Source organism: Sarcina sp. DSM 11001 (genome assembly GCF_900101015.1).
In the GTDB taxonomy this organism is placed as follows: Bacteria; Bacillota; Clostridia; order Lachnospirales; family Lachnospiraceae; genus CAG-791.
The window spans coordinates 20,913-45,248 of record NZ_FNFZ01000009.1; the positions used below are offsets into that span (position 1 = coordinate 20,913).

Sequence of the window (24,336 nt, forward strand, 5' to 3'; positions counted from 1 at the left end):
CCATTTTAAAACAGGCACGTTTATGAAGCAGCCGCCCACACTGGCAGCTGCATGTTCAGAAATAAGGGCTGTAAACGGTTCTTATAGATGAGAGGTAGTTATGAACACTAATGAGACCCCCATTCTGGAAGTCAAAGAGCTGGGAATCGATTTCGGCGGCCTGACGGCCGTCAATGATCTCGATCTCGCTATTTACAATAAAGAAATCGTAGGACTGATCGGTCCCAACGGCGCAGGCAAGACGACCGTCTTTAACCTGCTCACCAAAGTATATAAACCCACCAGAGGCACGATCTTTTTTGACGGAAAAGACACCGCTGGAAAGACTGTTGTGGATATCAACAAGGCCGGCATCGCCAGGACATTTCAGAATATCCGACTTTTTAACAATCTGACAGTTCTTGACAATGTCAAAACAGCTTACCACAACAACATCCGCTATTCGCCTGTTGAAGCTGTCTTCCGCCTGCCCGGCTACTATGCCAAAGAGCGCGAGATCGAAGGTAAGTCCCGTGAGTTACTGGAGATCATGGAGCTGGGAGACTTTGCGGATGTGACCGCCGGAAATCTCCCCTACGGTGCCCAGAGGCGTCTTGAGATCGCACGCGCAATGGCAACCGAGCCCAAACTTCTCCTCCTGGATGAACCCGCAGCGGGCATGAACCCCCAGGAGACCGATGACCTGATGCGGATGATCCGTTTTGTGCGTGACCATTTCGAGATCGCCGTCCTCCTCATCGAGCACGACATGCAGCTGGTCATGGGAATCTGCGAACGCATCTACGTGCTCAACTACGGCATGCTGCTGGCCCAGGGCCTTCCGGCTGAGATCCAGGCAAATCCGGAAGTCATCAAGGCCTATCTGGGCGACTGATACTCAGGAACTGTCGCTTATGTTGTTTGCAGACATCTTATTTGCGGCCAATAGCAATTATAACGATTATCCACTTACACCCCTGTGCAGCAGGCAGGTGGCATGAGGTATAAATATGCTGAAAGTTGAAAATCTGAAAGTCCGGTACGGCATGATCGAGGCGATCAAGGGCATCTCCTTTGAGGTGCGCGACGGAGAGATCGTAACTCTGATCGGTGCCAACGGCGCCGGGAAAACCACGACCATGCACGCCATTTCCGGCCTGATCAAGGCCGCGGAGGGCAGCATCACCCTCGACGGACAGGAACTTACAAAGATACCTGCCCACAAGATCGTGGGCATGGGACTCGCCCAGGTCCCGGAGGGAAGACGCGTTTTTGCCCAGCAGACCGTTGAAGAAAACCTGATCCTCGGTGCTTATCTGCGGCGGGATCAGGGAGAAATAGCAAAAGACATGGAGGATGTCTATCAGACCTTCCCCCGCCTCGGCGAGCGCCGCACACAGACAGCCGGCACACTTTCCGGCGGCGAACAGCAGATGCTCGCTATGGGAAGGGCTCTCATGGCCAAGCCTTCCATCCTGCTCCTGGATGAGCCTTCCATGGGCCTCTCTCCTCTCCTCGTTTCAGAAATCTTCCAGATCATCGAGGAGATCAATAAAAAAGGAACCACTATCCTGCTTGTCGAGCAGAACGCAAAACGCGCCCTTTCAATCGCAAACAGGGCTTATGTCCTCGAGACCGGCCGCATCACACTCGATGGCACCGGCGAAGGACTTGCCCGGGACGAACGCGTCCGCAAAGCTTATCTGGGCGGGTAAGAAAACAGCATTACCATTTTCCATTTTCAGACAACCCGGCCATAATGTGGTTATAGCAGAAGCAGGCGGCCATAACAAAACAAGCAGCTATGTCATATCAGGCGGCCACAGCGGGGGCTGAACACAGCTAGTGTGCCGTCACACTAGAAATATAAAAGACTAATTACAAGGAGGGCAAGATGTACGTTAAAGACCATATGACCAGAGAACCCGTCACTATTACGAAGGACGTCAAAATCTCCAAGGCCGTGGACATCATGTCCAAGGGACACTTTCACCGGCTCCCGATCGTCGACGACAGCGGAAAGCTCGTCGGCCTCGTTACCGGCGGTCTGGTCACAGAAAAGAGCGGCGCAAACGCGACGTCCCTGTCCATTTATGAGCTCAACTATCTCCTGAGCAAGACCAAGGTCGAAGATATCATGCTCACGGATGTCAAAACGATCAAAGAAAATGTCTTTATCGAAGAAGCCGCGCAGAAAATGATAGACGAAGGGATCTCCGTCCTTCCCGTCATAGATGACGAAAACCACGTTGTTGGAATCATCACCGAAAAAGATATCTTCCAGGCATTCACCGACGTACTGGGTTATAAACACCAGGGCACGCGCTTTGTTTTCCAGTGTGACGACACTCCCGGATTTTTCGTAGGAATCGCCAGACTGCTCGCTGAAAACGATGCCAATATGGAAGCCTTCGCCGTTTACCACACCAAGGAGCGCGGTACTGAATGCGTCGTCAAGGCAACCGGAGCCATTTCCGTCGAGAACATGGTCAGCATCCTGAAGGATGCCGGTTACAAACTTAACGATGTCACACAGACCACCAAGTTTGGAACGACCAAGACATTCGATTTATAATTTCTGGCAAGCATAAGAATATGCAGAGTATTAACTGGCTTCCCGAAAGCCAGGAACAGAAATAAAAAATTCATGGGATTAAAAACGGATGAACTGCCTCCCGCAGTTCATCCGTTTTTCGTTTCCATTTTTTCCCTGTTTTTATTCGTTCCTACTCGTCTGTTGCAAGCAGTTCCTCCCGGATCTTCTCGATCAGTTCCTTCTGCTCTACGGCATCCAGATATTTTGACGCCCGGATGACACAGGTCTTTTCCACATCAAAGGCGCCTGGATCCATCAGGCTCCCCTCAAAAAATCTGAGATACTCTATTCTTGCCTGTGCATCTTCTTCTGTGGGAAAGATCTCGACAGCGCCGCCGCCAACTGTACCGATCATAACCACATCGATCACTTCTTTCGGCTTTTGTTCTTTTTCCTCACTTATCTCAGAGGCGGCCGTCTCTGAAGCTGCGGCATTCTCCGCAGTAGTTCCTGCAGAAGTTCCGCCCTCCGCAGTGTCCTCAGATGTGGTCCCGGAAGCCGGGCTGCTCTCCAGTTCTCCGGAAGCCCCGGCCGCTGCGGCGCTTTCCACTGAAGTTCCAGCTGCTGCGGCACTGTCTGCTGCGGTTCCGACTTCTGCGGCACTGTCTGCTGCGGTTCCGGCCTCTGAAGAACTGTCTGCTGCAGTTCCGGCTTCTGCAGAACTTTCCGCTGTAGTTCCGGCTTCTGCCGCGTTTTCAACCGATGTTCCGCCTTCCGCAGCGTTTTCCCGGGCAGTGTCGGCTTCTGCCGGGTCTTCGTCTGAAGCGCCTGCCGCTTCCTCGTCCTCGTCTTCGTCCGGAGCTTTCTTAAACGCTTCTTCCGGAAGGAGCTCACGGTCCACACGTTCATCAAGGAAATATACACAGCCGGTATAGCCGCCTTTTTCGCCGAGAAGACCATTGGGATCCTGTTCTTTTGTCACAGCTCCTGTCTCAACAACGGTACTGATCCTTTTGAGACGTCCGCTCACAAAGTCATCGGGCGGAGCCGTAACATTTGCCAGCTTCTGCACACTGTTTTCATAACTCTTCTGTGCATCCTGTACCGCTTTGATCTGCTCAGAATAATCGGGCACAGCAGGGATCTCCGGTATCTTTGTCATGGCTTCCTCAACACCGGTTGCCGCTACATCGGCCTCCATTTTCTGGATTTCAAGATCACTTTTGTTGAAACTGCTCTGCAGCTCCCGCATTTCAAACGGATCGAACTGAACGGGAGCCTCCACCAGCCTGCCTTCTGCAGTTTTTATGGCTTTCTGCAGCTTTTCCAGAGTCCTGGGTTCATAGGCTTTTTTATTCTGATCTGCTAAAGAACCTGCTTCGTTCAGAACCCCCTGCAATTCTTCATTCGCAGCAGCGATACTGGAAGCGGCTGCATTATATTTTTCTATTTTTTCATTATAGGAACGGGCAAGTTCATTATACGCGTCGATAGAGCCGGAGGCCGCAGTCCGGGCAGTGTGTATATTATAATAAAACACAGCCAGCACCACCGCTGCGATCACTGCCGCTATTACAATTGCTTTTTTAACCATCTGACACTCCTTCCCGGGGGAAACAATTCAAGACTCGCTCTTATTCTATTTTATCTGCTATCTTCATTCCTGTACATAGGCGCTTGTCACTTTTCAGACTGATTCGAAATTGTTACCGTACAGACCCCTTCGAAATTCGAGGCGTTTTTCCGCCGCCGGCTGGGCATAATATTGCTTAAGCTGGCATAGTATTGTGTAAATATGGTAGAATAGACTATATAAAACTATCCCTGCCTTTTAAGAGCAGGCAGAAAAAACGTTACGGCAGACAGAAATAATGCAAACATGTTTTATATTCTATGAGGAGGCATATGGTTAGAAATAAGATTTGGGCTCGGCCCGGCCACTCCGTAGAACACAGCATGCGCATGCAGAAAAGGCGGTTCTGCAGAGGGTTTTCTGTTATTCTTGTATTTTTGCTGATACTTTCTGTACCTTTTCAGGCGATATCCGCGGCATTTTTATCTCTCCTGCCCTTCGGGACTTCTGGAACCGCAGGTACGATCTCCGGACCGGGCCTGTTGCCGCCGCTGAGCCTGGAGGCAGAAGCTTCCGTCCCCTGGAAACATGAGTACCATCTCAGGGGCGACGAAGAATTCCAGGCGCATGCGCGCCGGATCATCGAAACAGGCGTTACAGCCCCTTCTACCGAAGGCGAGGTCTATTACGCAGGACCTTCAGACGATGTCCAGGGAATAATCAACCAGCTCGGCCCGGGCGACACTCTGTATCTGCGGGAAGGTGTTTACAGCCGCAAGATCCGCTTATACGGCGGAGTACAGGGCCGGCCGGACGCCTATATCACCATTGCGGCAATGCCGGGAGAAGAAGTCATTTTTGACGGATCCGGCCTTAGCGGCCATGATCAGGACCAGGACGGTCCTTCTATGTTCTGGCTGTATGGCTGCGGCTATGTCCAGCTGACCGGATTTGAAGTCCGCGACGCGCATGGCAGGGATGCCAGCGCCATTCTTCTTGAGCCAGGCACCCATCATGTTGTCGTCAGCGACCTGTACATCCATAATATCTCCACACCCAGTCCCCGCAGCGAAGACCACTGCGCAAATGCCATACTTGTCATGGGAAGAAGCGGGAACACTATTTCCAATGTCCTGCTGTTCCGCAATACGATCCGGAACTGCGAAACCGGCTGGTCCGAGGCGATCGCGGTTTCTTCCAACGCCGCGGAGATCAATGTTGTCGGCAATGTCCTTGATGACACAGGCAACATTGCCATCTGTTTTTCCGGCAACTATGGAAATGCGCCTTCCTCTGTCGACTATCCCCGGGGCGGGCTCGTTTTCGGGAACGTCATCACCGACTGCCACTGTGTATATGATACCGGCTTCGCCATTTATGCGGACGGCGCCCAGAACATAGATTTTGTCGGCAATACTGTGAGAGACTGCGACGGAGGGATAGAGGCCGGCGCGGAAGAAGGCGGGCACAATACCCGCAATATCCTGATCGCCAATAACCTGCTCACAGGGTGCGCGGAAGCAGCGATCGGTCTGGGCACACCGGGAGGCGGCGGACATGTGAGCAACGTGACCGTTTACGGAAACCGTTACCGCCATGTCGGATGGCTCAGCGGAGGCGCCTCCATCCTGCGGTTCGGTGCGGGAGGTGTAAATTCCTATGATAACTCCTACATTGATGATGACAGTCAGATGGACCGGCCTTTCTTCCCGATCATCAAACATCCCGCTGTGCACTGAAGATGACACGTAAAAGGCATTACTGAAAATGTCATCGCTGGAAAAGCCATTATTGAAAATAGCATCACCGGAAATGTCATCACTGGAAAACTATCACTGAAAACGGCATCATCCAAAACAGCACTGCTGAAAAAAGGCATTCTCAAACAGCATTACTGCCGTAAACAGCATAACAAATCAGACATAATATTCAGACAAAATAACAAGGAATCTTAAAATGGTCATAAAGAAAGATGTGCTCTTTACCCCTGCGAACAAGACCCGCGGCCTTCATATTTACCTGCCTGACAACTACAATGAGACAAATGAACGCTATCCGGTCATGTATTTTTTTGACGGACACAACCTGTTCTTTGACGAGGACGCCACTTACGGAAAAAGCTGGGGGCTGAAGGACTTTCTGGATGGATGGGGCAAAGACATCATTATCGTCGGCCTCGAATGCGGGCATGAGGGAAATGAACGGCTGGTGGAATTCTGCCCCTATACTTTCCACGGCAGATTCTGGGGCGGCACCTTAAACGGCACCGGACATAAGACCCTGCAGTGGATGGTCTCCACCCTCAAGCCGATGATCGACCTTGAGTACCGGACCTGGCCGCACAGAGAGGCTACAGGGATTGCCGGTTCCAGCATGGGCGGTCTGATGGCCCTGTGCGGGGCGGTCTGCTACAATGACTGTTTCTCAAAGGCAGCCTGCGTCTCCAGTACAGTCTCTCCCTGTATGGCTTCTGTGCGCCGTGATATCCGCAGCAGCTCCATTCAGGAGGATACCCGCATCTATCTTTCCTTCGGAACAGAAGAAGCTTTTCTTCCGGATCCCTCGGATCCCATGAAAAGTCTCACTGCCATTCATAACCTCACTGTTCAGAAGGATCTGATCGAACGCGGTGTAAGGACAGATCTGTACTGTCAGATCGGAGGCGGTCACAATGAGGCCAGCTGGGAATTGCAGATTCCCCGTTTTATGGACTTTTTATGGCGATAAGAGGACAGGATAATCCGGTACGGCCAGGAGGCTCCGGAATGCTCAGGATTATCCTGAACTATACATGAGAACCTTCCGTGATCCCAACGTCGAATGATAACGACGCCGCAGGGGAAACGGGATAGTGATTTTAGTTCTACTTACAAGTTCTACTTACGCTGCTTTTGATCGAGACGGAGCACTCACATCAATACCTGAACACACCTTGACACCTATATACATAAACTATACATAAACAGCGGGGGAAATCCCCCGCTGTTTATGCATCTGCGTCAAAACGCAAAAAATTGTTATAGTGCACGTATTGAATTCAGCCCGTAAAAGACCGGCATCTCAGGAAAAGTACTCATCATACCAGACGAGGAAGGTATAGATCGTCCATACCTTTCTCCACAGGTCGGAATTTCCTCCCGTGTATTCGTCAAAGATCGCCTGGACCTCCTCCAGCCGGAAGAATCTGGCACAGGACTCACTCTGAAGCCGTCTTCTGACATCACTGTTGTAGCGTTCGTCCGCCAGCCAGATGCGGATCGGGACAACAAAGCCCAGCTTTTTGCGGAAAGCGATCTCTTCCGGGAGGACCTTTGCGGCTGCTGTCCTGAAGGCCACCTTATTCTGCTCCTCGTTGACCTTGAAGCGGGAAGGCATACGGGAAGCGATGTCAAAGATCCTGCGGTCTGTCAGCGGCATACGGATCTCCAGTCCCGCCGCGGTGCTCATCTTGTCCACATTGAGGTAGATATCTCCCTCAAGCCAGATCTGAATATCCACATCCGACATTTTTGCAAGAGGATCCAGCCCTTCTGTCTCTTCGTAAATATCCTTTACAAGATTGATTGGAAGATTTTCCGGATCATAGCGAAGAAGAAGCCTCTTTTTTTCATCCTCCTTCATAATATTCGTATTGCCTACGTAGAAGGTCCTGAGGTTATCTCCATAGCGCTCCGCATTGCGATACATGTTGTAACCGCCGAAAAACTCGTCTGCTCCTTCTCCGGAATAGCAGAGCTTCGTATGTTTTGCTGTCTCACGGCAGGCAATGGCAAAAGCGATCGCTGAAGCGTCGCCGAGAGGCTGCTCCATATTTTTCATGACATAGGGTACGATCTCAAAATAGTCCTCAGGAGTGACTCTGCAGCGGCAGCTGCTCCGTCCCAGATAATCCGCTGTCTGCTTCGCAAGGCCGGACTCGTCAAAGCGCGCTTCATCATAGCCGCAAGAATCCGTCACCTGCACATCCGACATGGCAAGGACATACGAGGAATCCACCCCGCCGGAAAGGAAAGATTCTGCTTTTTCATCCGGATCTTTCACTTCCTCCATGACAGCCTGAAGCGTCGTGTGGATCTCATCGGCCCATTCTTCGAGGCTGCGGCTTTCATCCGGCGCAAAAACAGGAGTAAAATAGCGGGTAATGGAAAGTCCGCCTTCCTTCCAGACCAGATATCGTCCCGGCAGAAGCTTTTTGATCCCTTTAAAGAACGTATCCTCCCCGGCCCCGTAGGTCAGGCTCAGATAAATCTGCAGCATCCTCTCGTTTAGTTCTTTGCGGAAACCCGGCTGCGAGAGAATGTCCCTGATCATTGTCCCGTAAAGAAAGTCTCCTTCCTCTGTAATACAATAATAAAAGGGCTTTGTCCCGAACGGATCGCGGAGGCAGAAAAGCTCCTGTGCCTCTTCATCCCAGAGCGCAAAGGCAAACATGCCGTGCAGGTGCGTCCCCATGTCATGGCCCCATGTGCGGTAAGCGCATTGCAGGATCCGGTCTTCCCGCTCTTTTCGTGTAAGCGCCTCTGCATTTTCTATCTGTAATTCGCTGCACAGAGCTTTCCAGTTTCTGATATGTCCCCTGTATGCTCTAATCTCAACCATTCTTTTTCCTTCTTTTTTATTGACTGATATCTTCTTTTATATTTACTAATATTAAGTAAAAATCCCTTACTCCATTGCCTTAACGATCGCATCCAGCTCAGCGTCGGACGGTTTCCCGGGTTTCCAGAGAATGCGCTGACCGTCGCTCTTATACCTCGGGATCACGTGCAGATGAAAATGAGGCACTGTCTGGCCTGCCGTTTCTCCATTATTCTGTACGAGATTTGCTCCATCACAATGCAGCCTCTCCTTCATCCGGATGGCCATCTGCTGCCCGATCTTCATCGCCCCTGCCGCCCAGTCCGCGGGAATCTCATACACATCCGCAAAATGCTCTTTAGGCAGCACAAGCGCATGACCTTTTGTCGCAGGTCCAAGGTCAAGGATCACACGGTACCTGTCATCCTCGTACAATGTCCTGGAAGGGATCTCTCCGTTCGCGATCTTACAGAAAATGCAATTATTGTCTTTCATTCCTATCCTCCATGTAGAAATCCCAGGTGTAAAACCGGGATAAAATGCAAGGCCTTTTACCAGGGTTTTGCGCATAAAGCACGCGAAACCCCGAAGCCGGTCAATGAACAGCCAGCAGCTGCAAGTTCCTTCTATTACAGGCTGCAGCCATTGCAATTTTATCATTGGCAGAAAAACACGTCAATCATGCGGTTTCTCATTCCAAAGTGCCGGCTCCAGAGTACCAGCACCGGATTGTCATTTCCAGAGTCCCGGCCCCAGAGTGCCAGCACCGGATTGTCATTTCCAGAGTCCCGGCTCCAGAACAGCCAGTTCCAGAAGAACCGGTTCCAAAGCAGTCGGTTCCAGTATATCGCACCGGTCCACGATTACCGGTATACAAACTGCATTCTGCCAAGGAGGACGTGGTCTCCTTCCTGCAGGGCGCGGCACTCATTTGGCAGAAGGCGCTCTCCGTTCAGCCATGTCCCGTTCGTACTGTTGAGATCACGGATCGTCATTCTGCCCTCCCGGTCAAGTGCAAAACGGGCATGCATACGGCTCACACTGCTGTCATCCAGGACCTGGTCGACATATTCTCCTATTTTTCCCACAACGCAGGGCAGATCCTCCAGACTGATCTTCTCCCCCCTGCACGTCCCGATCCCATATAGACCGCAGGGCTTTTTCTCTTCCGGCCGGAGCAGGCAGGTCTCGCCAAAAGCCGCCGGTTCACGGGGAGGCAGAAGTCCTTCGTTCCCTCCCGGCCTTTCCACTTCCCCTTGTAAAACGTCCGCAAGCATCCTCCCGCGAGCGGTAGGGTTCTGCGTTTTTTCATCGTAATAACACAGACTGTCTGCATCCCTCCATGTCAGGTCGTCACCTGAAAAGACAGTTTCTTCGTAATCTGTTTTTATGTCTGCAGCCTGTATCTTTTTTCTCCGTTCCTGAATGAGACCGACAGCCCCAAGGATCCCTCCGGCTGCAGCCAGAACGCCTCCAAATGCCCTGCTCAGGATCATCTCCCTCTCCTGCAGCGGACAGAATCGATCCAGAAGGAGCAATGCGGAACCTGCCAGAATAAGGATAAGGGCAGAGATATACCTTATCTTCCTGTTTCTTTTTCCCCGCCCTCCTGACGGCTGCTTTGTCCTTCTTTCCATCTTGTTTCCGACTGCAGCCTGCTCTTGTTCCAGTTCCGGAATCTCCCGCTCCCGGCTATATTCAAAATAATCACTTTCATTCTTATCTGCTTCCCGCGCTGTGCCTGTTTTCCGTGCCTTTCTTGCCCCGTTGGGGGAAGTCTCATGGCAGGTACTGTTCTTTAAACTGTCTTTTCTTTCTATTGACCCGGTATCCTTTCGAACCTGCCTGCCGCTGTCCCGGTAATCCCACGTAGTCTCAGGCAGTATTCCTTCGTGATTCATATCCGGCAATGACGCCCCACTTCTTTTTTCCGCAAAAACGGGAACCTGAGCATGAACTGATCCGCGGCTCTCCACAGGGTGGATACCCAGCTCCTCCAGTATATCCTCCCTCAGTCTGAATCCGGGCTTTTCTGCCATCATACAGAGGCGGTAGGACAGCGCCGCTGCCCGTTTGTCCCTTCCGTCCACTCTGTCAGACAAAAACGTGAAAAGGGGTTCCCATCCCCCTTCCTGAATTTCGCCGGGATAATAGACAAAGCTGCATTCCTGTTCCCGGAAATCCGCATAAATGCATTCCGGATCTGTGATGATGTGAGATCCGTCCAGAAGATACTCCGTGAGGGTTTTTTCCACACGGAAAATATCCTCCAGGATCCGCTGCAGGTCTGAACAGCGGAGAGTCCGCCGGTCATAAAGATCAGAGAGGCTCTGCCTGGAAGTAATGTCATAATACAGATACTCTTTGTTATCGATGGAACGCCCGCTGCAAGGCAGCAGTCCCCGGATCTGGTTGGCTGCCAGCATCTTGTACTGATAATTGTTCTTTACTTCCTGCGGGCATGCCAGCACCAGATAATTGTGAGTGGCATCACTGTAATATGTTTTTTCCTCATTTAACCCCATGACACGCTCCTCCACTATACACTTATAAAAACACTCATAAAAACATTTATAAAAATACTTATAAAATACATTTTCGACGATAAGGTTTGACAACTCAGCAGCCGGCAGCACAGGTCTGCAGTGTCCGGGATGGCGGTTTTAACGACAACTATGATCGAGGCGTCATGTTGTCCTCCCGAATCTGGTCATTCAGTGCCTGTGATCGTCAGTCCTTATTATGGGACAGGGCCTCCTTTGAAAGGTTCATGATCCTCCTTACTTTTCGATAAGCTTTCGGCGGGTCTGTGCGGCGGGCCTGTCCCTGGGCACTCAGGGCCCAATCTGTCTCCATAGGGAAGAAGGATCCCGCTCCCGGAAGAGGAACATCCATCCGGGCCTGGCCGGTCACACGGATCATCCCTCCTGAGGAAGCTGATCCATCAAAGCCGGAGAGCATAAACAGTTTATTTCCGGTCTGATTATGAATCTCCCCCGTACTGCTTCTGTCGGCTGTTCCTTTTTCCAGACTCTGACGGTAACTGAGTATATAAAAATCCTGTGTCATAACGCATCTGTCATATAAATAAAAAGACATATAGATGATCATCACAAACAGAAACAGGACGATCGGCACGATCACGGCAGCTTCCACCGTAAAATAGGCGTCTGCTTCTTTTCTTCTTCCCTTATCTCCATGGGGTTCAATCCCATGGTTTTCTTTTCTCACAAGTAAGTTCAACATTTCTCCGCCTTCCACAGCATCCTGTTTATTTCTTCTGCTATTTAAATCTTCGGCTGTTTACCATTTCACCCGGCACAATCGGCTCAGAAGAACTATGGCCCAGGCTGCCTCCGCAAATACAAGAAAAGGCAATCTGGTCTTTCTGTCCGCTTTTCTCATACAAATCAGGACGATTCCGCATAAGGAGGCGAGAAAGAGCGAGACTGCCAGCAGGATCCAAACTGTGCGGGCATCTGTAAAAGCGCCGACGATGAGGAAGCAGATCCCGTCTCCCGCTCCCGCTGAGCCTTTTGCCGCTGCCGCCAGGATCAGGAGAAGGCATCCCGGCGCCAGACAAGTAAGCCGGAAAAGAATGCCGGATAATAATTCCCGGGGAAGTACGTTTCCGGCTTCATTCATAAAAGCACCTGCCTTTGCAAGGTCCACCATCAGGGCCAGGGTCCCCATACAGGCAGACCACCTGAGGCTGATCCTGCGCTGCTTCATATCCTGTACTGCACAGACAGACAGATAAATCGTCACCGCCGTAAGACTGGCCGGCCAGCCGGATATAAAGGATATAAAACTGAATGCTCCCGCCATTTCCCACCTTTTTACTTCTCTTTTCCTGCTGCAGTGTGGATCCCCGAAACGTCGAAGCCTTCTAACTCCTTCAGAAGTGATCCTGACCTTTGCGACCGGGTCCCATATGTTTTGTCGCACTGTCCATCACTGTCCATAAATCACTTTTGAAAATGTTTACATAAAATTCAATGACTTCCCCCGCATTTCGGACAGGGCCTCAGGTGCGCCTGTGCTTCCTCCGCTGTTTCCTCATGGGTCGTACGCGTGATTCTGGAACAGTCGGGAGAACTGTGATACCTGTTTCCGTCCGGAGTGATATATACTTTCCCACTCGGAGAGGGGTGGCAGTATTCACACGGATGATAGATCGAGCCGTCATTTGCGCGCAGATGTCCCAGGTCAGAGGCATCCGCTTCATGAACATGCGGTTTTAAATAGACACAGTCCGGATCCGTGTGATACACAACGCCATTCTCCGCGACAATATACCTTTTATTTTCTTCGGCAGTCTGACCTTCACCGGGCTGACCGCCTTCCCCGCTCCCAATCGCATAGCCCGTCCATGCATGACCGTAATACGTACTCCGGATGGAAAAATCCGGACCTGAAAGCACTGGAATGAAGGGTCTCGTCCTGTAATCCGCATTGATCTCGACAATATCATTGCCGGACAGAACACGGGAATTCAGATAGGAGATCCCTCCGCTCCCGCCCCGGAGACAGGTACTGTTCATGTAGCCGCTGCCCAGTTGATCCCTCACTTCTCCTGACACATAAGCCAGAGAAAGGATATCACCTGCAGCCTGCGGGATCTGGATTCCTTCCTCTCCGCTTCCCGCCGCATACTCCCGATACCAGGCATATTCACAGATCTTGTCTCCTGTCTGCTGAAGCGCCGCGGTGACACTGCTCTGCAGGCGGATGACATCGAGCAGAAAAAGGACATTAAAAATGAAAAACAGAAACAAAGGCAGCACGATGGAGGCTTCCACTGTCATCCCTGCATTTAAAGACTTCCCTTCACGTTTCCGGATTTTCCCTCCATGTAAGAATCTGTTTTCCTCTAAAATGCAGTCTGCATTCCGGAACCTGCCTGAATCTGAAGTCCTGTTTTCATGAGAACACAGCCGTGCCTCTCCGGAGAAAAGAGAGATGCCTTTTTTTCTTTTTTTCCGGAAAAACCTCTTCAGGTCTAACCTGTCAAATCCGCCTGTTCTGGCAGGATCGTCTGATCCGGCTGCCCTGCCCTCTGGAGATCCTTTTGCCCGGAGAGACTTTCTGATCGGGATCTTTTCCTCAGGCTTCGTTAAAAAAGGCATCGCTCTTCCCTCCGTTTCCGGTTTCATCTGCTTTTAAATGCTGTTCAGGACTCGCGCGGGCATCCTCATGACCGGACATCATCCCGACACAAGTGCCAGGTTCAATACTCGTGCGCGGGCATCCTCGCGGAGCGTTTATTCTTTAGTCATATCCCTCGCACTTTGTCAGTTCAAATTCATATCCGAACCTGCTCCCCACAGACGCCTTCATGGAAAAAGCATCGAGGCACCAGTCCATCCGGAAACCGCTGTTTCCTTCTGTCATGCGTATGTCCATCTCCATGATGTCCATAGTACGCAGGCTCTTGACAGAGCTGCCCTCCAGGAACAGCAGTCCCTGCAGATATTCTGTGTACAAAAGACCCTTTCCGCCGCCTTTACCTCCTCCGCCGACCGAAGCCTCCGGAAAGAGAAGGCCTGAAAGAGAGGTGTTCCATGACTCTGCATCCTTAAACAGAGGGATCCGGCCGCCGTCAAAGAGAATCCTCAGATCCCGGACAGACTCCAGGTAGGCCCAGGCAAAAAGCAGCACGGTCTTAAAGAGTTCTTTCAGTTCAGGGTTTAAAAGGACCAGCGAGAGGACGGCCGCAACTGCTTCCGCCTGAGCCATCCGGCCGGAATCTGTGAAAAGATATGCGCAGTTGGCGGCCTCCCGGATCAGGAGCAGTTTTTCTGCGACCTTCTCCAGATTCTCCCGGTCACTCTCCTTTCCCTCCAGGATGTATTCCAGCTGATATTTCAGTCTCCCTTTTTCGGACAAAGCGGTATAGCATCCGCATTTTTCGCCGAGATAAAGATCAAACAGGGCTTCATCCGCCCGTGGATAACCATGGGAGTTGGCCGGCTTCAGGGCATCGCCGTAGTGGATCCCGCGTCCGGAAAGAAGATTTCCTCCGGAGGAGGCTGTGGAAATCCCGGAGGTATCACCAAATACCTGACTAAGGATCGGAAGCAGGCGAAACCGGTCCATTTCTTCAATCGCATCCTGCGCAGTATCATCTCCTTCTTCCTCTGCCTCCTGCCGTTCCTCACGGGTATGGTTTTTCTGCGCCTCTTCTCTGCCCCTGCGGATCCCCTCGCGCAGTTCATCTTTTGCTTCTTTCCGTTCCTGTTCCCAGACAGAAGCATCCTCCAGAAGCCCCTTCCAGGTTTCTGTACTTGTGAGGATTTCCGCGAGGACATGTCCCGCGGGATCAGCGGACATATAGGCATAAACCTGCTCCCGAAGCGCACATGCACTGCCATCCGCCGCATACCTTGTGCCATCCACGGTCAGTTCCCTTAGATGTGTCCCTGTAAAATCCCCGTTTGCCCCAAACACTGTGGATACCGATGTGTCCAGGTTTTTTTCCATATAATTCTGCAGATGCTGCCGCACATTCTCTGTTGACGCATTCCCTGTCCCGTAAGAGGCATCGATAAAATACAGATCGTACTGCCTGAGCAGCTCTCTGTGAAATTCTCCCAGGACTGACCGGACCGCTATATTGCCGGCACACTCTGTTTTCATCCGTATGGCATTGATCCTTGCTCCCTCGACCAGGACCAGGATCAGAGACAACAGGACAGTCACGGAAAGAGCCAGGAAGACGGTCATATATCCTCCTGCGGTATGATATCGGCACGTCTTCCTGCTGCTTTTCATGTGCTTTATCCTTTATCCTTTCTGTCTGTCAGGATCCGCTGCCGGGCAGACATTCTATCAGACCATCTATGCAGATAATCCATGCAGAGAGTCTATGAAAATATTCTCTGCAGACAATCCATGCAGGCCGTCTGTGAAAATATTCTCTGCAGGCACCTCTGCTTTCTGCCTGTATCCTGCAGGAATCCTTGTTTCAGGCCGGCAGGTCCGGGATCTTGTACCATCCGATGATCTTGTTGCTGTCTGAATTGATCTTTTTAAAAATCTTATTGACCAGATCATTGATCTGCTTTTTAAAAACTATGACCAGGCCGATCAGGACCACGATGATCAGAATGATCTCAACCGTTCCCATACCTGATTCATCTTTCCAGAAATCCTGTACAATTTTTTTCATAAATTTCTCTCCTCTTCCTTACATGGAAAAGCCGAAATAAGCAGGTACGATAATGATCAGCATCGTGATCCCCAGCATGATCATCATCGGAAGCAGGAGTTTCGTCCCCGCCTCTTCCCCCAGTTCACGTGCAAGGTTTTTTCGTTCTTCAAACGAGTTTTCCGCTTCTTCCTGCAGGATCTCCAGAAGAGTGTCATTTCCTCTCCGGAGGTTCTGCACAAGAAGGCTGCATAATTTGGTATACTGCCTTGAGCGGCACCTCCTTCCGAAATGCATGTAGGCTTCCGTCTCCGGTATACCGCTGTTCAGTTCATTGCATACCAGGAGGATCTCCTCTTGCAGATAGCGTCCGCTGCTATCTTTTTCAGATTTCTTTCCCTGCTCCCCGTTCCCGGACCGGCTGCTGCTGTATTCGGACGCGCATTTGAAAAAGATATTGCGCACGCTCATCCCCGCCCCGAGATAAAGGACGATCCTGCTGATCAGCCGGGGATAATCGACCGCCAGCTGGCGGCTCCTTGACAGTGTTTCTTCACCGAGGCGGGAATCCATCATGTACCATGCCGCAAAACAGGCTGCCGCCGCCATAGCCAGTACACCTGCACTGGTATCCTCAACCTGTTCCTTCCAGGAAAGGAGGATTCCCTGGGCAGCAGCGGGAAAATGGAAGCTGTCTTCTGTTGCGCTTTCTTTCTCCGCATCCTCCAGGGCTCTGCTGATTCCTTCCCGGAGCTTCTCCTGTTCGTCCCTGACAGGTGCCCGGACAGTAAAATCCATTTTCTTTTCAAAGCGGTAATCCGCATAGGTCAGGACGGCTGTCAGAACAACCTTTTCCTCCTGCTCCTCCGCATATTCGCTGTTAAAGACAGATCCGTCCGTATCCATGACGGCATAGCGGCTGCTCTCCCAGCTCAGGACAAAAGGATCTGTCGGGTCTGCCGACTGCATGCTGAGAGATTTCCGTATGTTGTCCGGACTCTCGTTGTCCCCCAGGATACTCCGGGGAAAGCGGTCGAGGATCTCCTGTGCATGGACGGCTGCTTCCTGCCGCGTAAACTTCCGCGCGTGGATCGTCAGTGAATAGGTTCCATACTCTGTCTCAGAAAGGCCTTCTTCCGTCCTGCCCCGTTCCGCATCCTCCTGCCCGGAGTTTGCTTTTTCACCGTCATCCTCCTCACGGGAATAAGCTCTGACACTGATCCTCTGATCTCCGCCTCCCGTCGCGTTTCGCCTCACGCTTCCATCCTCCTGCATCACCCCCGAATACAGGGCACTGAAGTGCAGGGCGGCTGAGGCAATGACCCCGGCCAGCAGGACCAGCAGGACACGCTCTATCTGGAGAAGCCTGTATCGTATCTCCTGGCGCCGGGCTTCCATGGATGGATAAAGGATGGAAAGATTTCTCCTGACGCCTTCTTCTCCCGGAATAAACAGATCTTTTCCAATCTTTTTTCGCCTGCCCCTGTATTCATGGATTTTTCTATAGAGGAAGACCGCCATGCGGTGGACAGGCATGAGGATGGGAGGGTCTCTCGCGTAGGGAGGCACCTCCTCATGAAAGGAGACGGCTGCAAGGATCAAAACAATAAGTATGAGTGCAATATAAAAGCCCGAATAGACCGTCGCAAAAATGAGTTCCCTGTTCACTTTGTCTGTTCCTTTCTCTCGTATTCATGATCCTGGTCCCGGGATTCTGGTCCCGGGATTCTGGTCCCGGAAGTCCGTTTTTATTCTTCCTGATCTGCGTTCCCGTTTTCATGATCCTGTTCTCATGATCCTGTTTTCATGATCCTGTTTTCATAATTCCGCTTCCATGATCCTGATCTCACGATTTGCTGCTCATAGTTCAATCGCCATGATCCGGTCTGACAGAAGGACAGCGGCCAGATATGCCAGGAGGCATACGGTCATAAACAAAATGCCGGCCGGATTGTGGTACAACACAGCAAAGAATCCCTTCGTTGTCAGACTCAGGTAAAAAATGATGAAAAAAGGAACAGCATTCATGATCTTCTGTTCATACTTTCTGCTGCTCAGCATAAGGTCGATCTCCGTGTCGATCTCCATCCTCTCCTGAATGAGGGTGGCCGTCCTGCCAATGATTTCTGGAAGATTCCCGCCGCTCTTCCTGGCAATAGAAAAGACCTCAGCAAACTCGCTGATCTCCTCGACCTGCCAGCGGGACGCAAACTCATGGAGAAGCTTCTCCAGGGAAATGCGGTTTTCCAGTCCCTTCTCTATTTTTCTCATCTCAAGGGTGATCATCGCCTTTTCACCAAACTGGAAAGCCATTTCCTTCCTGCACTCGGAGAAGGCATTTTCTGCTGAATATCCGGCTTTCAGTGCCGTTATGATGGCAGTGAGCGCCTCCCTGAACTGGCCTGCAAGCTCTTTCTGTTCCCTCTGGCGCTTTTCTCTGCTCCTGCGTCGGTAATACGGGATCAGAAGGGGAGAAAGGAAGCCTGCTGCAAGGGGTGTGTCATAAAAGAGATAAGCAATGGCTCCCACAAGAAGCGCTCCTTCCAGCAGGAACTGCGGGTTTTCGGGGAGATGGAGAGACCGGCGCACAGATTTTCCACTGCCCTCCTGTGTTTTTTTATCTGCCGTTTTCACATCCGGTTTCTGAGATGTTCTCATTCCGTTTTTCATATCATTTTTTATTTCTTTTCCCATTGCATTTCCATGTTTGCGGCTATGACCGCCCGTTTTGCAAAAAAAGCGAGTGACCGGAAATGATTCAGCTCCAGGGGCAGTGGATACCCGCCATGGCGAGCTTGTCCACAGAGGTCAGAGTTCCTGTCTGCTCCCAGCAGCCTGTGATCCTCCCGTCCTTCTCCCCCTGTTCACGAAACCGGAAGAGAGGTTTTGTCAGGATGCTGCCTTCCTCTATTCCAGTGATCTCACAGATTTCCAGAAGCTTTCGGCTTCTGTCCCTGAGCCTGCCCAGGTGGACGATCAGATCGATCGCCGAAGCCAGCTGGCCCCGGATCGCGGGCAGCGGCAGGTCCATGCCCATCAGGATCATAGTCTCCAGACGGGACAGCATGTCCGGAGCGCTGTTGGCATGTCCCGTCGAGAGTGATCCGTCATGCCCCGTGTTCATAGCCTGGACCATATCGATCGCCTCGCTCCCTCTTACTTCTCCTACAATTACCCTGTCAGGCCTCATGCGCAGGGCGGACCGGATCAGATCGCGGATGCTGATCGGGCGGCAGCCCTCGACGTTCGCGTTTCTCGCCTCCAGCCGTACGATGTTTTCTATGTGCCGGATCTGCAGTTCAGCGGAGTCCTCGATCGTGATGACCCGTTCCGATGCCGGAATATATTCTGAAAGGGCATTCAGGAATGTGGTCTTGCCGGAGCCGGTTCCTCCGCTGATAAAGATGTTGTAGCCGGCCCTGACTACGCAGTCCAGAAAGGAGGCGATTTCTTCGGAGAGAGAACCGAAAGCCAGCAGATCCTCCATCCGGATCGGCTTTTCGGGAAAACGCCGGATGGTGACGATCGGGCCGTTCAGGGCTACAGGAGGCAGGACGACATTGACGCGGTCTCCGTTTGCCAGCCTTGCATCCACGATTGGAGAGGATTCATTGACTACCCGGTTGCAGGCAGACACGATCTGCTGGATAACGTCCTCAAGCTTCTCCCTGGATACAAAAGACCTGTCCGTCCTGGTGATCTTCCCTGCGCGTTCAATAAAAATACAGTCGGGCCCGTTGATCATGATTTCTGTGACCGACGGGTCCTCGACCAGCTCCTGGAGGACGTCCAGCCTGCGGATCGCATTGAAGAGCTCCTGCCGCATTCTCTTCATGTCCTGGAGGGGCAGATCCTGCTCCCGTTTTGCCCGCACGATCTCCTCATCAATCAGGCCCAGTACTTCACCGTCCTCGACACTCCTGGAAAAATCGATTCCTCTGAGAATGGCATCATGGATCCCGTCTCTGATCTGTGTATAGCTGTATCCCACCGTCTCACCACCTGTTTTTATTATTATTTTTATTATTGTTTCTATTATCGTTTTTATTATTACGCAGACAGAATTCCTTTCTTCAGCGGCTGCAGGGAAACACTGTCAGAGTAATGCGATCACCCGTTTCCCCCTTCAGCAGCCGCAGAAACACTGCGAAAGCGATGCGATCACCCGTCTTCCCTGAGCAGATGCTCCCGGATCCAGGCCGCCAGTTCCCCCTTGGTCAGATTCTCCAGGCTTGAAGGCAGCTCCCTGAACACGGGGAACCTCCACTCTTCTGTCCGCATGCGCACGTCCTCGTAATCCATCCTCCTGAGCAGGTCTTCGTACTGCAGATAGCGGGCCCGGGAAAAGGGATCATCCCGTACAATGGTATAGACCGTATCGCAGGTTCTCAGCAGGTCCAGAAGGCCGTCTGTGTGCTCTGTAAGGTCAAGCAGCAGATATTCGTACTCTGTCACTTTTTCAATCGTCCGGAACAGGCTGCTCCACTGCTCCTTCCTGATCGCCCTGAGCTCGATAAAGGATTTCATGGGCGGCAGAAAATGCAGTCCTCCCACTTCCTCCGTCATCATTTCCAACTGGCCGGCAAGCTTTTCCCTGGCACATTCGTTGTAATAAATGAGATCGCTCACACTCCCCTCAAACTCCCTGGAGAGCATCTTTTCCAGACCGGAAAAGGCTTCAAAATTCATATACAGGACCCGGCGGCGGGCGGCGAGGATCTGTCCGAGCGTCAGCGTGAAAGTCGTCTGCAGGCACCGGCTCACCGGGGAATAAACCCCTATCCGGATCATGGGGCTGCCATGCCGGAGTGAGGACACGACCGGGGTCTCTCCCGCAGCACTCATCGTCCGGATGCAGGCGGCAATATTGGTAATCGACTGATATTTGCTGATATTCTCCGGTTTCTCCATCCATTCATCGCTCTCATTGAGCAAAAGGAGATTCTCGAAACCCGCATTTTTTACTGCCTCATCATACTGTGACTGAGCGATGACGATCAGACGGAAAAGGTTGATCCCTGGATCCTCCATCAGCTTCTGCGCGCTTGTATACTGCCTGATCTCACAGGGAAAAGCCGCTTCCCCGCGCAGGTATTCCACCAGACGGCCCGCATAGGACAGATCACTGTCACAGACTGCGACCACGGGGACTGTCCGGTCTGTCTTCACATCCTGTTTCAGTCCAGCCTGCCTCATCACTTCACTCATCTCCTCATTTATCTCCTCGTTCGTTCATTTGTTTTTTAAAAAATCCCTGTCAGGTGCATCAGGACGCTGGCTGCCACCGGAACCGCGAAGTGGACCGTATGAACTCTGCCCCGGGTCCACAAAAGCCGGGCCGCCCCATAGGCGGCGCCGATCGCGAATGCGCCGGCAAAACACAACAGGTATTCCTCCGATGGCAGAAAACCGGATACTGCCGCCAGAAGCTTGATATCTCCTGCGCCCAGTCCTTTCATACTGTAAAAAGGAAACAGGACAATGACCGTAAACACTGCCGCGCAAAGCACGTCCAGGATCCCTTCCGCTCCTCCCCTCCGGGCGCTCAGGGCCAGACCCAGCAGGAGTCCGGGGACAGTTACAGCATTATAGACCCTCCCTTTCCAGAGGTCCGTGAGCGCGGAGATTCCCACAAGAAGGACCAGTATAATGGTTCCTGTATCTGTATTCACAAAATCCCCTCCTCCCTTTCCATAATTTGATATGTCGTATAATTATTTATTCATCACTCCGCCAGGTGGGTTGATTATACGGTTTCTCCTTCGGGAAGGCAATACACTTTTTGTGATTTTTTCAATTTCATCACTTTGACGAATGTCGGCGGATTTTTTATCCACAATCCTGTTTTTCAGCAGACACTTATGCCGTTTTTATGTGTCAAAAGCAGGAGTTATCCACATAGTTATCCACATTAAACAGAATCTGGCAGTATACAGGAAGCCCGGCAATGAATTTTCCATTTATGACATTGACTTTATATTTTTGTCATGGGATACTTTGTAGAACAAAAGCTGTCCAGGCTCTGGAATTGTGAACAGCCTGGCAAAGCTGATATTCAGACGTACAGCAGACAAATAGAAAGAAAAATAAAACAGAAAAAGGAATTCAAGAGATATGGCTACAGAACTGCATCCTCTGCTTCAGGAGTATTACGAGGAGACCGATCCGGATAAAAGGAGGAAATGTCTCGAAAAATATGAATCAGACCCTGCCGCGGCTTCCGATCCTGCCTGTCAGTACCGCAGGGATTTATATGAAGCCAGATTTACCGACCCGAAAAAGCCCGGCCGGATCGTAGACCGCTTCCTCTGGAACCTCATGTCTTTTTCTGTCATACAAAAGACCCCGGGGCTTTTTCCGAAGCACCACAAAAAAGAGGTCCTCTCGGCAATGCGCAATATGCAGCTGGATGAGCGGCCCCTCAATGAACCTGTCTGCGAAGACGCTCTGTACAGGGAGCTCCGGAACGCGGTCCGCCGCTTCTTTTCCACATGCAGCGACAGTTCCTATGCAGGCGGCTTTTTCGGCCTGATCCCCGCCAAGCCGGAAAAGCGCAATGCCCAGTGCTGCATCGACATCTGGTCCTTCTCCTGCGGAATCTCCCGCCTGCTCGGCCTGGAACAGGAAATGGCACTTTTGTGCCGGGCTGCCAATGACGAATACTGTGCCCTGGTGCCGGGTACAGTTTCTCTGGAGGAAGCCTATAAGATCAATAACAAATGACCGCAGGGCACTGACACTGCGGACGAAAAAGAGCCTGGCTGTTCTTTCAGCCAGGCTCTTAACATTTCCTGTTGTTCTTTAACGTAATATCTTTCCACGGGATATCCCGTTCACGTCAGGCTCCATGTTTTTCTGCCGATCCGGTAAAGAGCGATGCAGATCGCTACAGACAGAAGGGAGCCGAGAGGGGCCGCCAGTCCCATGGGATAGAGGGTGGCGGGGAAGTACACGGCCGCGGCCCACGCTCCGGGGATCCGCAGCGTGAGAATGGAAATAATATTGTGCAAAAAAGAGTAGCCGGATTTTCCATATGCGCTGAAAAAGCCGCTGAAGCAGAAGTGAATACCTGCGAAGATGCAGTCCACCGAATAGGTGCGCAGATACTGGCCTCCCAGGCGGACCACCGTATTGATATTATCCCCCTGTCTGACAAAAAGAGACACGATCCGCGGGGCAAGCGGCTGGCACAGGACAAAAATGACCGTTCCGAAACAGGCACAGATCATGCAGCCGTAGCGCAGTACCGCCCTGCTCCTCTCGTGCCTGCCTGCGCCCGCATTCTGCGCGGAGAGGGCAGAGACCGTCGAGAGCATGGCGCCCGGCACCAGGAAGAGAAAGCTGATAACCTTTTCCACGATCCCTACTGCGGCGGAAACTTCAACCCCCCTGCTGTTGGCGATCATTGTGATGACCAGGAAAGAGACCTGGATCAGACCTTCCTGCAGCGCAATGGGCACGCCGGTCCCCAGGATCTTGCCGGCTGCCTCCCCATTGATCCTGCCGCTTTTGCCCAGCACTTCTCCATGCGTTTTTTTCAGCGCAGCCAGCCCTATGACTACGGAGATCCCCTGGCTGGCCACAGTGGCAGCGGCGGCGCCTGCCGCCCCCATCCCGAAGGGCCCCACCAACAACCAGTCAAGTCCCACATTGATGATCCCTGCCGCAGCCACATAATACATCGGCCGGCGGGTGTCGCCCAGGCCCCGGAAGATGGCTGAGACAACATTATAGGCTGTAATAAATACAACGCCCGCAAAGCAGATACGCATATAAGCCTCTGCCGCCGGAACCGCCTCCTCAGGGACTTTTAAGAGCTGTATGATCTGTCTCGAGAACACCAGAAGCACTGCTGTGAGGACAGCAGACAGGACTGCAAATACTGCCAGCGTAGTCCTTACTGCATTGGACACCCCTCTGCGGTTTCCTGATCCGACGCAGCGGCCGATCAGCACCGTCGAGCCCATGGCAAAACCTGCGATCACCACCGTGAGCATGTGCATCAGCTGGCTCCCCACTGAAACTGCCGAGACCTGGGCCGGCCCGTTGAACTGCCCGACAATGAACAGATCCGCCATCCCGTAAAATGTCTGCAGAAAGCAGGTGATCAGATAAGGGATCGAAAATGCCAGCATTCCCTTCAAAATATTTCCCTGCGTAAAATTCCTCTCCTGCATGCTTTCCCTCTTGTAGAATTTGTTTTGACACTGCCCCGCACATTTGATAATGTACATATGGGAAACATTTTATCACCGGTATTTCAAAATTCAAATATCAATTCAAATCATCAATTAATGGAGGAATAGACATGGCAAAATATGTATGTGATGTTTGCGGATATGTTTACGACGAGGCTCTCGGCGATCCTGACAGCGGCATCGAGCCCGGCACAAAGTTTGAGGATCTCCCGGACGATTTCGAGTGTCCTATGTGCAGTGTGGGCAAAGAGGAATTCTCCCTCGAAGAGGAATAATGATCCACTGGCAGGCTGAGTGCTTTTTTCCGGACTATAATTTTTTA

The 24,336-nt window shown here is 51.8% G+C and carries 22 protein-coding genes; 7 read left to right on the forward strand and 15 right to left on the reverse strand.

Annotated features, from left to right (window positions below; genetic code table 11):
* Nucleotides 1-100: 100 nt before the first annotated feature.
* The 3 genes from BLT02_RS06090 to BLT02_RS06100 all read left to right on the forward strand — a co-directional run bounded on the left by BLT02_RS06090 (nucleotide 101) and on the right by BLT02_RS06100 (nucleotide 2,554).
* Nucleotides 101-874 carry an ABC transporter ATP-binding protein gene (locus BLT02_RS06090; protein WP_092992597.1) on the forward strand — a complete coding sequence of 258 codons (774 nt, stop codon included), beginning with the start codon at nucleotides 101-103 and terminating at the stop codon, nucleotides 872-874.
* Nucleotides 875-983: 109 nt separating this feature from the next.
* The gene (locus BLT02_RS06095; protein WP_092992599.1) at nucleotides 984-1,694 is read left to right on the forward strand and encodes an ABC transporter ATP-binding protein; all 711 of its coding nucleotides are present in this window, start codon (nucleotides 984-986) and stop codon (nucleotides 1,692-1,694) included.
* A 179-nt stretch (nucleotides 1,695-1,873) separates the two neighbouring features.
* The gene (locus BLT02_RS06100; RefSeq protein WP_092992601.1) at nucleotides 1,874-2,554 is read left to right on the forward strand and encodes a CBS domain-containing protein; all 681 of its coding nucleotides are present in this window, start codon (nucleotides 1,874-1,876) and stop codon (nucleotides 2,552-2,554) included.
* A gap of 151 nt (nucleotides 2,555-2,705) precedes the next feature.
* Here the strand turns inward: BLT02_RS06100 and BLT02_RS06105 are convergent, their stop codons facing one another.
* A complete protein-coding gene (locus BLT02_RS06105) occupies nucleotides 2,706-4,109 on the reverse strand; it encodes a hypothetical protein (RefSeq protein WP_092992603.1) in 1,404 nt (467 codons plus the stop codon).
* A 521-nt stretch (nucleotides 4,110-4,630) separates the two neighbouring features.
* Between BLT02_RS06105 and BLT02_RS06110 the strand changes: the two genes are divergently transcribed.
* Together BLT02_RS06110 and BLT02_RS06115 are read left to right on the forward strand one after the other, a co-directional pair.
* Nucleotides 4,631-5,827, forward strand: a complete 1,197-nt coding sequence (locus BLT02_RS06110; protein WP_175453717.1) for a right-handed parallel beta-helix repeat-containing protein — start codon at nucleotides 4,631-4,633, stop codon at nucleotides 5,825-5,827.
* Nucleotides 5,828-6,044: 217 nt separating this feature from the next.
* Complete coding sequence (locus BLT02_RS06115; RefSeq protein ID WP_092992607.1) at nucleotides 6,045-6,815, forward strand: alpha/beta hydrolase; 771 nt, start codon at nucleotides 6,045-6,047, stop codon at nucleotides 6,813-6,815.
* A gap of 333 nt (nucleotides 6,816-7,148) precedes the next feature.
* Here BLT02_RS06115 and BLT02_RS06120 read toward each other — a convergent pair whose 3' ends face one another.
* The 13 genes from BLT02_RS06120 to BLT02_RS06180 form a co-directional block, all read right to left on the reverse strand.
* The gene (locus BLT02_RS06120) at nucleotides 7,149-8,687 is read right to left on the reverse strand and encodes an asparagine synthetase B family protein (RefSeq protein WP_092992609.1); all 1,539 of its coding nucleotides are present in this window, start codon (nucleotides 8,685-8,687) and stop codon (nucleotides 7,149-7,151) included.
* A 66-nt stretch (nucleotides 8,688-8,753) separates the two neighbouring features.
* The gene (locus BLT02_RS06125; RefSeq protein WP_092992610.1) at nucleotides 8,754-9,161 is read right to left on the reverse strand and encodes an HIT family protein; all 408 of its coding nucleotides are present in this window, start codon (nucleotides 9,159-9,161) and stop codon (nucleotides 8,754-8,756) included.
* Between the two features lie 368 nt (nucleotides 9,162-9,529).
* A complete protein-coding gene (locus BLT02_RS06130) occupies nucleotides 9,530-11,191 on the reverse strand; it encodes a DUF6382 domain-containing protein (RefSeq protein ID WP_092992612.1) in 1,662 nt (553 codons plus the stop codon).
* Between the two features lie 205 nt (nucleotides 11,192-11,396).
* Nucleotides 11,397-11,912, reverse strand: coding sequence for a TadE family protein (locus tag BLT02_RS06135; RefSeq protein WP_092992614.1), 516 nt, complete (start codon nucleotides 11,910-11,912; stop codon nucleotides 11,397-11,399).
* 57 nt (nucleotides 11,913-11,969) lie between these two features.
* Nucleotides 11,970-12,494 carry a hypothetical protein gene (locus BLT02_RS06140; RefSeq protein ID WP_092992616.1) on the reverse strand — a complete coding sequence of 175 codons (525 nt, stop codon included), beginning with the start codon at nucleotides 12,492-12,494 and terminating at the stop codon, nucleotides 11,970-11,972.
* Between the two features lie 167 nt (nucleotides 12,495-12,661).
* Nucleotides 12,662-13,474 carry a TadE family protein gene (locus BLT02_RS06145; RefSeq protein WP_139187453.1) on the reverse strand — a complete coding sequence of 271 codons (813 nt, stop codon included), beginning with the start codon at nucleotides 13,472-13,474 and terminating at the stop codon, nucleotides 12,662-12,664.
* A 463-nt stretch (nucleotides 13,475-13,937) separates the two neighbouring features.
* Nucleotides 13,938-15,392 carry a DUF5702 domain-containing protein gene (locus BLT02_RS06150; protein ID WP_092992620.1) on the reverse strand — a complete coding sequence of 485 codons (1,455 nt, stop codon included), beginning with the start codon at nucleotides 15,390-15,392 and terminating at the stop codon, nucleotides 13,938-13,940.
* A gap of 241 nt (nucleotides 15,393-15,633) precedes the next feature.
* Nucleotides 15,634-15,837 carry a Flp1 family type IVb pilin gene (locus tag BLT02_RS06155; RefSeq protein ID WP_092992622.1) on the reverse strand — a complete coding sequence of 68 codons (204 nt, stop codon included), beginning with the start codon at nucleotides 15,835-15,837 and terminating at the stop codon, nucleotides 15,634-15,636.
* 18 nt (nucleotides 15,838-15,855) lie between these two features.
* Nucleotides 15,856-17,484, reverse strand: a complete 1,629-nt coding sequence (locus BLT02_RS06160; RefSeq protein ID WP_092992624.1) for an immunoglobulin-like domain-containing protein — start codon at nucleotides 17,482-17,484, stop codon at nucleotides 15,856-15,858.
* Between the two features lie 192 nt (nucleotides 17,485-17,676).
* Nucleotides 17,677-18,510, reverse strand: a complete 834-nt coding sequence (locus BLT02_RS06165) for a type II secretion system F family protein (protein WP_092992626.1) — start codon at nucleotides 18,508-18,510, stop codon at nucleotides 17,677-17,679.
* A gap of 64 nt (nucleotides 18,511-18,574) precedes the next feature.
* Nucleotides 18,575-19,690, reverse strand: coding sequence for a CpaF family protein (locus BLT02_RS06170; RefSeq protein WP_347474914.1), 1,116 nt, complete (start codon nucleotides 19,688-19,690; stop codon nucleotides 18,575-18,577).
* 287 nt (nucleotides 19,691-19,977) lie between these two features.
* The gene (locus BLT02_RS06175) at nucleotides 19,978-21,024 is read right to left on the reverse strand and encodes a P-loop NTPase family protein (protein WP_092992628.1); all 1,047 of its coding nucleotides are present in this window, start codon (nucleotides 21,022-21,024) and stop codon (nucleotides 19,978-19,980) included.
* Between the two features lie 35 nt (nucleotides 21,025-21,059).
* Nucleotides 21,060-21,488, reverse strand: a complete 429-nt coding sequence (locus tag BLT02_RS06180; RefSeq protein ID WP_175453718.1) for a prepilin peptidase — start codon at nucleotides 21,486-21,488, stop codon at nucleotides 21,060-21,062.
* Between the two features lie 442 nt (nucleotides 21,489-21,930).
* On the opposite strand from BLT02_RS06180, the gene BLT02_RS06185 reads away from it, so the two are divergent.
* Complete coding sequence (locus tag BLT02_RS06185; protein ID WP_092992632.1) at nucleotides 21,931-22,539, forward strand: DUF6553 family protein; 609 nt, start codon at nucleotides 21,931-21,933, stop codon at nucleotides 22,537-22,539.
* 110 nt (nucleotides 22,540-22,649) lie between these two features.
* On the opposite strand, the gene BLT02_RS06190 is transcribed toward BLT02_RS06185, so the two are convergent.
* Nucleotides 22,650-23,993, reverse strand: a complete 1,344-nt coding sequence (locus tag BLT02_RS06190) for an MATE family efflux transporter (RefSeq protein ID WP_092992634.1) — start codon at nucleotides 23,991-23,993, stop codon at nucleotides 22,650-22,652.
* 131 nt (nucleotides 23,994-24,124) lie between these two features.
* Between BLT02_RS06190 and rd the strand changes: the two genes are divergently transcribed.
* Entirely contained in the window at nucleotides 24,125-24,289 is a 165-nt protein-coding gene (gene rd, locus BLT02_RS06195) for a rubredoxin (protein ID WP_092992636.1), read from the forward strand.
* Nucleotides 24,290-24,336 lie beyond the last annotated feature (47 nt).